Below are 9,155 nucleotides of genomic sequence, written 5' to 3' on the forward strand. Positions count from 1 at the left end.
CATAAACGGATCAGCGCATGTCGCAGCGGGGCGAGTGAGCGGCGCGGGCTGGATCAGTGGCCATGGCCTGGGCTTCCGCCGTGCGAGCCGCCGAATGGCGTCGTGACGCCGTCGTAGTGGAGACGCAGCATCATGCCCTGATGCGCGTGGGGCAAGTTGTGGCAGTGGTTCATCCAGATGCCGGGATTCGTCGCGCGGAATGCGACCTCCCATGTCTCGCCTGGCCGGACGTCGAATGTGTCCACCCACAGCGGGCTGCCCGTCGACGGCGTCCCGTCCCTGGACAGGATCAGCACGGGATGGCCGTGCAGGTGCCAGGGGTGCGTTTCCAGGCTTCGGTTGACGACGGTGAACCGGACGACATCGCCTTCGGCGACGAGCTGGCCGGGGATGGCGGGGTGGCCTCGGCCGTTCACGGTGTGCGCATACGCCGGTCGGCCGTCGACCATGGCCACGCCGCGGTCGAGGACCATGGTGAAGTGCCGGTCGGCATCGCGGGCGTCGAAGGGCACGGCGGCCGGAGCCCCGTACCGCAGCAGGTCGAGCTCCGGCAAGTCGTCCTCGACGCGCGCTTCACCGGGGTCATCGCCATGCAGGCGCAGTCCGCCGTCACGATCGTCGTCGACGACGAGTGCCACGGACGTGTCCGGCATGAGGAACACCAGGTCGTATCGCCCGCCCGCGGGCAGGTGCAGTCCGACGTCGCTGACCTCGCCGGGCTGGTTGAGGTCCCGGCCGTCGACGGCTGCCACCCGGAACGGGGTTCCGGCCAGGACGATCCGGTGCGGATCCGAGTCGGTGTTGATCAATCGCAGCCGCACGGGTGTACCCGGTGGTGCGAGGTGCTCGGTCCGGCCGTCTCTGCCTGCGATCACGACGGTGCCGCCGAAGGTGTGTACGGGCAGAGTCAGGTCCACCTGCCCGTCGGCCCGCTGTCCGTCGCGCGGTTCTACGACGAGGGTTCCGTACAGCCCCTTGTGTACGCCGAGGTGAGACGCGTGATGGGTGTGGTACCAGTAGGTGCCCACTTGGTCGGCGCGGAACCGGTAGACGAACTCCGCACCGGGCCCCACGGCCAGCTGGGTCACGCCCGGCGCGCCGTCCTCGCCGCACGGTACGTCGTAGCCGTGCCAGTGCAGGGTCACGCCGTCCTCGATGTCGGCATTGCGCAGCCGCACGTCGATCAGGTCACCCTGGGTCGCCGTGATCGCCGGACCCGGGATCTCGCCGTTGTAGGTCCACGCCTCGATCTCTCGTCCGGACGGGAGCCGTACGGTGGCCTTCTTCGCGGTGAGCACGAGCCGCCGCACCGTGCCACCCGGTGCCGGCGAGCCGGAGCCGCGTAGGTTGGCCACCGACACGGCCGCTCTGGACGACCGTCCAGGGCCGCCTCCGCTGGTCACCGATTCGGCGGGGCGGAACGACAGCCCGATGCCCGCACCGGCCGCGGTCACCACGGCCGCGCCACCGGTCCAGCCGATGAACCGGCGGCGCGAGATCGCGCGTCGGCCCTCCGCCACCTGCGGGACGGGCGCGACCACTCGCGCGGTCAGCAACGCGCCGGCGCACACCAGCGAGATCGTGATCAAGGCCGTGCTCAAGGTGAGCGGGTAGCCGACCAGGAAGGTCACCACAAGACCGGCCAGCGCCGCGTAAGCCGCGGTGAGCACCGAGACCACGCCGCCGGCCGACCCACCGTCGCCGCGCCCCCGCAGCGCCGAGAGCAGTCGCGGACCGGCGAGCAGCACGGCGCCGGCCCCGGCGGCCACCAGCATCGGCAGCCCCAGCAGCACCTTCTCCTGGACGAACCACCAGCCCCGGCCGGCCAGTATCACCACGGTGATCACCCGGACAAGCGTCACGAGCACCGCCGCGACCAGGGCGGCGAACGCCAGCCGGGTGCGCCGGAGCGCCAGTGTGACGCCGGCCGCGAACCACGTGGCGACGCCCAGCAGCGCGACGACGTGATCCAGGATGAGGCACAGCCTGGTGGTCATGGCGCCTGTCGCGCGGGTGCGGCCGGCCTGGACAGCTGCCCGGCCTGGCGGACGATCATGCTGGCCACGGTCATGATGGCGAGACCGTTGAGTGCGTGCAGACCGAAGACGAGTTCGCCGGCGGTGCCGTCGAACGCTTTGGCGATCGCCGCGATCACGAACTGGACCACCGCGAGCCCGGCGACCAGGCCGCTCAGCCCGATCAGCCGCCCGGGCATCCGGGCTATCGCGGCGACGATGGTCACCAGGACCGTGAGCAGGAGAATTCCGGCGCCCAGCATGCGGTGCGGCTGGAAGGACTCCTCGTTGGGCGCCGTGTCGAACGCACCGCTGGCAGCCAGGAAGAACTGCGCGACGACGGCCAGCACCAGCAGGGTCGCCAGGCCGGCGAAGGATCTACGCATGGCGCGCTCCTTGAGATAGGTGAAGGTGATCGCTCATGGCGGCGATCGTCGCGCCGGTGCGGCCGCTGCGGCATCTGACAGCGGATGACAGCGTCTACGCAATTGGGCGTAGCCGATACGTGTCTCGCTACGCCTGCCGACGTAGCCGGTCGCGCGTTTGGGCGGAGGGTTGTCCGTACGCGAGAACAGTAGGATCACGGCATGAAACACCACGGCGTGCCGTTCCGCCTGCGGGTGGGGACGCAAGACGTGGTGATCGCGCTCTTCGTCACCGTGATGCAGGTGCAGGGCACGCTCGCCCGCGTCGCCGCCGAGGGGGCACCGCGTCCGCTCACCGAAGTCGGAAACCTCGGATTGGCGCTGCTGGTGGTGAGTGGCCTGGTCGTGGCCGTCCGCCGCCGGTGGCCGGTTCCGGTGTTCGTCACCGCCGCACTCGCCAGCCTGGTGTATTACGGTCTCGACTTCCCGGACGGGCCCGGCTGGCTCGGGCTCTTCGTCGCCCTGTACACCCTCGCCGCCTACGGTGACGGGCGCCGGTCATTGGTGATCGCCGGTGTGGGTACCGCGGTGCTCGCCATCGGGTGGGCGTTCGCAGCGGCCGACATCGAGCCGCGCGCCGCCATCGGCTGGGTGTTCTTCCGCATCGGCGCGTCGATCATGAGCGCGGCCCTCGGCGAGTCCGTACGGTCCCGGCGGGTCATCGCGGCCGAAGCCCAGGAGCGTGCGGAACGGGCTGAACGGACCCGCGAGGAAGAAGCGCGTGCGCGGGTCGACGCCGAACGGCTCCGGATCGCGCGCGAAGTCCACGACACCGTCGCGCACGCCATCGCGATCATCAACGTGCAGTCGGGGGTCACCGCGCACGTGCTCGACAAGAGACCGGAGCGGGCACGCGAGGCGTTGCAGGCGATCGAGCAGACCAGTTCCCGGGCGCTGCGGGAGATGCGAACCATCCTCGGCGTGCTCCGTGACGACAACGATGGCCGAGTGCCACATCCTGGCCTGGAACAGATCGACGAACTCACCGCCAAGGCACGCGACGCCGGACTGGACGTCACGCTCGAAGCGACCGCGCCCGCGACGCCGTTGCCGAGCGCGGTGGACAGTGCCGCCTACCGGATTCTGCAGGAGTCGATCACCAATGTGATCAGTCATGTCGGCCCGACCCGGGTGACGGTCGCGCTGAACCCGGGGATCGACGTCCTGGAGATCCGGGTGACCGACGAGGGCCGCCGCACCGGATCCGGTGACTCCGCGGACCGGCCGTCCGGCAATGGCACGGACACGTCGGCCAAGGTCGGCCGCGGGATCCTGGGCATGCGCGAGCGCTGTCAACTGCTCGGCGGAGAACTCGACGCCAAGCCGACTCCGGGCGGAGGTTTCCAGGTCACGGCCCGGCTGCCGCTCGCACCGACCGGGTCGCGCCTATGAACACGGCATCCGCCGCGCCGATCAAGGTACTGCTGGCCGACGACGAGAAGCTCGTGCGATCCGGATTCAAATTGCTGCTCGACGTCGAAGACGACATCACCGTGGTCGGAGAAGCGACCAACGGCGCCGAAGCCGTCGAGTGTGCCCGCGCCACCCGCCCCGACGTCGTCCTCATGGACATCCGCATGCCGAAGGTCGACGGAATCCAGGCCACGGCCCAGATCACCGAGATGCGCGGGCTGGAGAGCATCCGGATTCTCATCCTCACCACCTACGACACCGACGCCTACGTTTTCGAAGCACTGCAAGCCGGTGCCAGCGGCTTCCTGCTCAAGGACGCCGGACCGGCCGAACTCCTGCATGCCATCCGGGTGATCGCCGCCGGGGAAGCCCTGCTCGCCCCGCGGATCACCAGACGTCTCATCAGCCAGTTCACCGCGCGGCGAACGGCAGCCAACGCCGCGGAGGACCGGCTCGCGGTGCTCACCGCGCGCGAACGAGAAGTGCTGGCACTGGTGGGGCGGGGCCTGAGCAACGACGAGATCGGCGCCGAACTCTTCCTCAGCCCGGCCACCGCGCGCACCCATGTCAGCCACGCGATGGCGAAACTGGGTGCCCGTGACCGCGCGCAACTGGTCGTCATCGCCTACCAAACAGGACTGGTCACCCCTGACGCGTGACCGCGTAGCACAAGTCCGGCCGCCACGGGTTCAAGCTGCTGTCCCCGTGTAGTCCACCACTTTCTGCTCCTGCCGTCCCGATGCACACTCCGCTGGGACGCGACTGTCGGGTACTACGTGTGCGGCGGATGCGGGAACCACGTCAGCGCGGTCGAGTTGCGGCTAGCGTTCGGACTTGGCGAGCAGAGCCCGCGATGGGCTCAGGTAGTGCTGGTTTCCGCTCCCGGTTGAGCCTCGCGTTGGATCGCCCGTCGGATGGCTCGGCGAACTAGCGCGCCGGCGATCGGGGCCGACTTGTTGATGGCGTGCACCCGCTCGGTCAGCTGCAGGAGCTCAGCCCGAATTTCGTCGATAGGCAGCCGCGGCAGATCGAAAAGCCGGACGTGCCGGATCACATCGCGTACCTCGATGTATGAATTGCCCGCCGTCGCGCTCGCCGCCCCCTTCTTCTCAGCGCCCACCGCCGTCGAGAGGGCGGCCAGGGCGGCGGCGGCCAGCGCAAGAATGCCGGCCGGAAGGGTGCCCGTTACCTCGGTCAGTGTGCTCACACCGGCCAAGCCGGCGAGCAAGGCAGTCAAGACGTTCAGCAGCGTTCCGAAACCCTCCCATTGCCTGGCTCGCAAGAACTGGACCCGCGCGGAAGCATCGACATTGCGCTGGAGGCGGTCTAACTCCTCGGCGAACGAATCGCGTAGGCCATCCACATCGCTGTTTGCCACCCCGGCACCGTATCGGCTTGCCCCCCGCCAGAGAACAGTCAACGGGGGTGGCGTAGCCCGAACTCCGGCATCGGCGTGGGCTACGGCCTTCGCCGCGACGGCCGCTGTGGTGCTGCTCGCCCTGGTGATGGTCGTGACGATGCCATCGCGCTAGTGGGAAACCTCAGCGCAGAACCAGGAGGTCAAGCCAATTGGTTCTGGATCCAGAGCTGGTCAGTTTCCCTTCGCGGCGCGGCCGAGACGGAAGGCCGAGATGAGGAAGAAGATGCCGCCGGGGATGGCGTAGCCGGCCGCGTTGGTCAGCGTCGGGCTGTCCGCGGAGGCGCCGACGATGAAGAACACCAATGCGAGTACGGAGATGCCGCCGCTGATGATCATCGGCCACTGGCCGCCCATCTTGCGGCGGGTGACGCCCACGATCAGCTGGACCAGCCCGGCCACGACTGCCCAGGCGCCCCACACGCGCAGCACAGCCGGGATACCGGACGCGCAGGCGATGGCCACGCCGATGGTGGTGATCAGGCTGACCGCGATGTTCACGTACAGCAGGGCAGGTGATCCTGTGGCGCGCGACGCGCGGGCGTCGATGATGGCGGCGGCCACGTCGAACAGCGGGTAGAGCACGAGCAGAGTGACCGCGAGCGGACCCAGGTTCGAGGCGGTCGTGAACATCGCGAGGGCCCAGACGATGGCGAACGCGAACCGGACGAAGTACAGCCGCCGCAGTGCGGACGCGGTCCCGGAAATACCGGGCGAAGCAGCGATAGTGCTCATGATGCTCCCTTTCAATGGATGAGCGATGTGGAGAGCGGTCCAGCGCGGCCCGTGGTCGGCCTTTCTCGATCAGGTGGGCGACCAGCGATGGCCTGGTCCTGCCTGCTGACCAGGTACCAGGACGGGATGGTCTGCCAGGCCGCCGCCTCGCTCGTGCCGGTGGAGGCGCTTCCCCAGATAGACCGAACGTTCTGTCTCGGCCCAGCATGGCAACCTGCTGCGAAGACTGTCAAGACCGAACGTTCTATCCCATAGGGTGAGTGGTATGTCCAGCCAATCCGAAGGCCGGCCGTCCGAAGCGCGGTCCCGGCTGCTCAACGCGGCCACCCGGCTCTTCTACGCGGAGGGCATCCACGCCGTCGGCATCGATCGCATCGTCGCCGAAGCGCAGGTGACGCGGGCCACCCTCTACCGGCACTTCCCCGGCAAGGAAGACCTTGTCCTCGCCTACCTGAACGAGGTCGACCGGGCCATGCGGGGTCAGGCGGACGAGGCCGTCGCCGCCGGACCACCGGCCGCCGACACCATCCAGGCCCTCAGCAAGTCCATCGCCCAAAGCATCCAGTTCCCCGGCTTCCGGGGCTGCGCCTTCCTCAACGCTGCCGCCGAGTATCCCGACCCCGAGTCCCCGGTGCACAAGGCCGTGCTCGCCCACCGCCAATGGTTCCTGGAAACCGTCACGGAACTGCTGGCCAAGATCCAGGAGACCGGTGCCGAGCCCGCCGCCCGCCACTTCGTGATGATGCGCGACGGCGCCATGGCCGCCGGCTGCCTGTTCGACCCGGTGCTGATCTGCGAGACCTTCCTGCGCGGAGTCGAGAGGCTCCTGCAGGTTTATGCCGCCACCGACTACAGCTGAAAGCGAGTCAGTCCAGCATCCGTCGGAGGGCCTCGGCGCTCGCGGACACGGCTTCGCCGAAGCGGGGACCCAGATGTACGAATGGCAGGAAACCGTGCGGCAGGTCGGCTTCGCGCACCGCCTCAACCGGCACGCCTGCGGCCCGCAACTTCTCCGCGTACCGCTCACCTTCGTCACGCAGCGGGTCGAACCCGGCGGTGACCAGATGAGCCGGCGGGGTCGCTGCCGCGACCGTGCCGTAGAGCACCGACACGAGCGGATCGGTACGGTCGACTCCGGCGGGCACGTAGTGGTCCTGGAACCAGACGATGTCCTCATCGGTCAACAGGAACCCTTGGCCGAACCGGTCACGCGATGGATGCCGGGCCGCCAGATCAGTGGCCGGATACAGCAGCCACTGTCCCACTGGGACAGGGCCGTCGCCGCGGTCGGCGGCGCGACGGGCGGTCACCGCGGCGAGGGTGCCGCCCGCGCTGTCCCCGCCGACGACGATCCGGTCCGGGTCGACGCCGAACTCGCGAGCACGCGCGACCGTGTCGTCGAAAGCCGCGAGCGCGTCGTCCACCGCCGCCGGGAACGGGGCTTCCGGCACGAGCCGGTAATCCACGGACAGCACCCGGTGGCCGGTGCGCTCGGCGAGGAATCGGCCCACGTGGTCGTAGCCGGCCCGGCTGCCGATCGCCCAGCCCCCGCCGTGGAAGAACACCAGTGCACCCGAGCGGTCACGACCGGACGCCGGCACGTACAGCGTCGCGTCCAGCAGCCCCTGCGCTCCGCGCAGACGCACGTCGGACACTCCCACCGCCTGCGACGGGCGCCGGCCGGCGCGCAGCATCGGCGCGCTGCGCTCGAGCGCCGCGCGGGACAGCTCCGGCGAGTCGTCGACCACGAGCGCTGATTTCCTGGCCCCCAGGGACCGGATCAGCAAGCGGGCGTCGACGGCCAGCCGCGCGTCGTCGACGACGACCTCCGGACCCGCCATCCGCGCCCGTACCGCGGTCGGCAACCGGCTCAGCAGCCCAACCGCGGCTTCCTGCGCCCGCACCGACAGCGGAACTCGGGTTGCGTTCGGCATCTCCACCCCGCTGAGTTGCAGCTTGACTGAAACTCACTTTCAGGCAGACTGTAACTTGTGGACACAGAACCCAGCAAGGGGACGAGGACATGAGCGGGCGCACGAGCGGCGACGCCCTGCGTCCCGGGCCTCCGCTGAGCGTGGCGTTCCTGGCGATGGCGCTGGGCCGGCGGGTCAGGGAGCACATCGAGGGCCGCCTGCGCGAACACGGCATCGCCCTGCGCCACCTCTCGGCACTGGGACACCTGCATCGCCAGCCCGGGATCTCCTACAGCGAGCTCGCGCGACGCGCTGGAGTCACGCCGCAGAGCATGCAAGACACGTTGCGACTCCTTGAGCGACTCGGAGCCGTCGAGCGCGCGACCGAGCCGGGACGCGGCCGCACCGCGATGCTGCGGGTGACCGACGAGGGCCACCGGCTGCGGCTGGCCGGACAGGCCGTGATCGACGAGACCGATGCCGCGATCGCCGGCGCGGTGCCCGCCGACACCGTCGACCGGCTTGCCCCGGCTATGCGCGCTGCCCTGGCGCAGTTTCCCCTCGAACCGAAACAACCAGCACAAGGAGAAGGCGAGTGACGGTTCCCCTGGACGCCGGGATCGCGGCCGCCCTGGCCCCGTTCGGCCGAGGGCGCCAAGCGCGCGAAACCGCGGAGACCCCTCACACCCAGGAAGCCCCATGACCTCAGGCAGCGATCGGCTCCATGAGCGCCGCTGCGGCCCCGTGTTTGGCGGGGTCGTAGACAACACCGTCGAGCCAGCAGCGCCAGATCACGCGGATCCAGGCGCGGGCCAGCACGCGGACCGCGTGGGGATGATCCTTGCCCGCTTTGCGGGCGTTGCCATAGATCTTCGCGGCCCAGGGGCTGGCATGCCGGCTGTTGTCGGCGAAGGTCGTCAAGGCGAGCCGGAAGCGTTTGTTGCAGGCCCAGCGGAAGTGCACGGCCCGATGTTTGCCGGACTCCTTGGTCACCGGGGTGCAGCCCGCCAGGGCGGCGACGGAGTCGGGACTCTCGTAGGCTTGGCGGCAGTCGCCCCACTCGGCGAGTATCTGGGCGGCGTTGATCTGACCCGACCTTGGCAGCGACGTGAAGATCTCGCCGTCCGGATGCTCCCCGAGGTGGGCGGCACACGAGCGGTCCAGGTCCTTGACCGCGGCGTTAAGTGCCTTGAGCACGGCGGCCAGGCCCAAGACGGCGTCACGCAGCGCTTCGGTG

General features: G+C 69.4%; 10 protein-coding genes. 4 read left to right on the top strand and 6 right to left on the bottom strand.

The features are described 5' to 3' along the window. Window positions 1–53: 53 nt before the first annotated feature. Both Amac_RS50260 and Amac_RS50265 read right to left on the bottom strand, forming a co-directional pair. Window positions 54–1,997, bottom strand: coding sequence for a multicopper oxidase family protein (locus tag Amac_RS50260; RefSeq protein WP_155361513.1), 1,944 nt, complete (start codon window positions 1,995–1,997; stop codon window positions 54–56). Continuing rightward, on the bottom strand, window positions 1,994–2,401 hold the full coding sequence (locus Amac_RS50265; protein WP_155361514.1) for a DUF6220 domain-containing protein: 408 nt from the start codon (window positions 2,399–2,401) through the stop codon (window positions 1,994–1,996). Before Amac_RS50265 ends, Amac_RS50260 begins: the two co-directional genes overlap by 4 nt. Window positions 2,402–2,602: 201 nt before the next feature. Here Amac_RS50265 and Amac_RS50270 point away from each other — a divergent pair, with 201 nt between their 5' ends. Next, complete coding sequence (locus Amac_RS50270; RefSeq protein ID WP_155361515.1) at window positions 2,603–3,832, top strand: sensor histidine kinase; 1,230 nt, start codon at window positions 2,603–2,605, stop codon at window positions 3,830–3,832. Next, entirely contained in the window at window positions 3,829–4,512 is a 684-nt protein-coding gene (locus Amac_RS50275) for a response regulator transcription factor (RefSeq protein ID WP_155361516.1), read from the top strand. Before Amac_RS50270 ends, Amac_RS50275 begins: the two co-directional genes overlap by 4 nt. Before the next feature lie 200 nt (window positions 4,513–4,712). On the opposite strand, the gene Amac_RS50280 is transcribed toward Amac_RS50275, so the two are convergent. Together Amac_RS50280 and Amac_RS50285 are read right to left on the bottom strand one after the other, a co-directional pair. Next, on the bottom strand, window positions 4,713–5,231 hold the full coding sequence (locus Amac_RS50280) for an SLATT domain-containing protein (RefSeq protein ID WP_170323060.1): 519 nt from the start codon (window positions 5,229–5,231) through the stop codon (window positions 4,713–4,715). A gap of 213 nt (window positions 5,232–5,444) precedes the next feature. Continuing rightward, window positions 5,445–6,005: a hypothetical protein gene (locus Amac_RS50285; protein WP_155361518.1), complete on the bottom strand. Its 561-nt coding sequence runs from the start codon at window positions 6,003–6,005 to the stop codon at window positions 5,445–5,447. Window positions 6,006–6,270: 265 nt separating this feature from the next. On the opposite strand from Amac_RS50285, the gene Amac_RS50290 reads away from it, so the two are divergent. Next, window positions 6,271–6,864: a TetR/AcrR family transcriptional regulator gene (locus Amac_RS50290; RefSeq protein WP_155361519.1), complete on the top strand. Its 594-nt coding sequence runs from the start codon at window positions 6,271–6,273 to the stop codon at window positions 6,862–6,864. Window positions 6,865–6,871: 7 nt separating this feature from the next. On the opposite strand, the gene Amac_RS50295 is transcribed toward Amac_RS50290, so the two are convergent. Beyond that, entirely contained in the window at window positions 6,872–7,939 is a 1,068-nt protein-coding gene (locus Amac_RS50295; RefSeq protein ID WP_155361520.1) for an alpha/beta hydrolase, read from the bottom strand. Between the two features lie 89 nt (window positions 7,940–8,028). Here Amac_RS50295 and Amac_RS50300 point away from each other — a divergent pair, with 89 nt between their 5' ends. Beyond that, window positions 8,029–8,517, top strand: a complete 489-nt coding sequence (locus tag Amac_RS50300) for a MarR family winged helix-turn-helix transcriptional regulator (RefSeq protein ID WP_155361521.1) — start codon at window positions 8,029–8,031, stop codon at window positions 8,515–8,517. 106 nt (window positions 8,518–8,623) lie between these two features. Here the strand turns inward: Amac_RS50300 and Amac_RS50305 are convergent. Next, a partial coding sequence (locus Amac_RS50305) for a transposase (protein WP_155361522.1) occupies window positions 8,624–9,155 on the bottom strand: 532 nt, incomplete at its 5' end.

This window comes from Acrocarpospora macrocephala (assembly GCF_009687865.1).
GTDB classification, from domain to species: domain Bacteria; phylum Actinomycetota; class Actinomycetes; order Streptosporangiales; family Streptosporangiaceae; genus Acrocarpospora; species Acrocarpospora macrocephala.

Coding starts and splice junctions, on each gene's coding strand:
- Amac_RS50260 (WP_155361513.1), bottom strand. CDS start 1,997: ATGACCACCAGGCTGTGCCTCATCCTGGATCACGTCGTCGCGCTGCTG.
- Amac_RS50265 (WP_155361514.1), bottom strand. CDS start 2,401: ATGCGTAGATCCTTCGCCGGCCTGGCGACCCTGCTGGTGCTGGCCGTC.
- Amac_RS50270 (WP_155361515.1), top strand. CDS start 2,603: ATGAAACACCACGGCGTGCCGTTCCGCCTGCGGGTGGGGACGCAAGAC.
- Amac_RS50275 (WP_155361516.1), top strand. CDS start 3,829: ATGAACACGGCATCCGCCGCGCCGATCAAGGTACTGCTGGCCGACGAC.
- Amac_RS50285 (WP_155361518.1), bottom strand. CDS start 6,005: ATGAGCACTATCGCTGCTTCGCCCGGTATTTCCGGGACCGCGTCCGCA.
- Amac_RS50290 (WP_155361519.1), top strand. CDS start 6,271: ATGTCCAGCCAATCCGAAGGCCGGCCGTCCGAAGCGCGGTCCCGGCTG.
- Amac_RS50295 (WP_155361520.1), bottom strand. CDS start 7,939: ATGCCGAACGCAACCCGAGTTCCGCTGTCGGTGCGGGCGCAGGAAGCC.
- Amac_RS50300 (WP_155361521.1), top strand. CDS start 8,029: ATGAGCGGGCGCACGAGCGGCGACGCCCTGCGTCCCGGGCCTCCGCTG.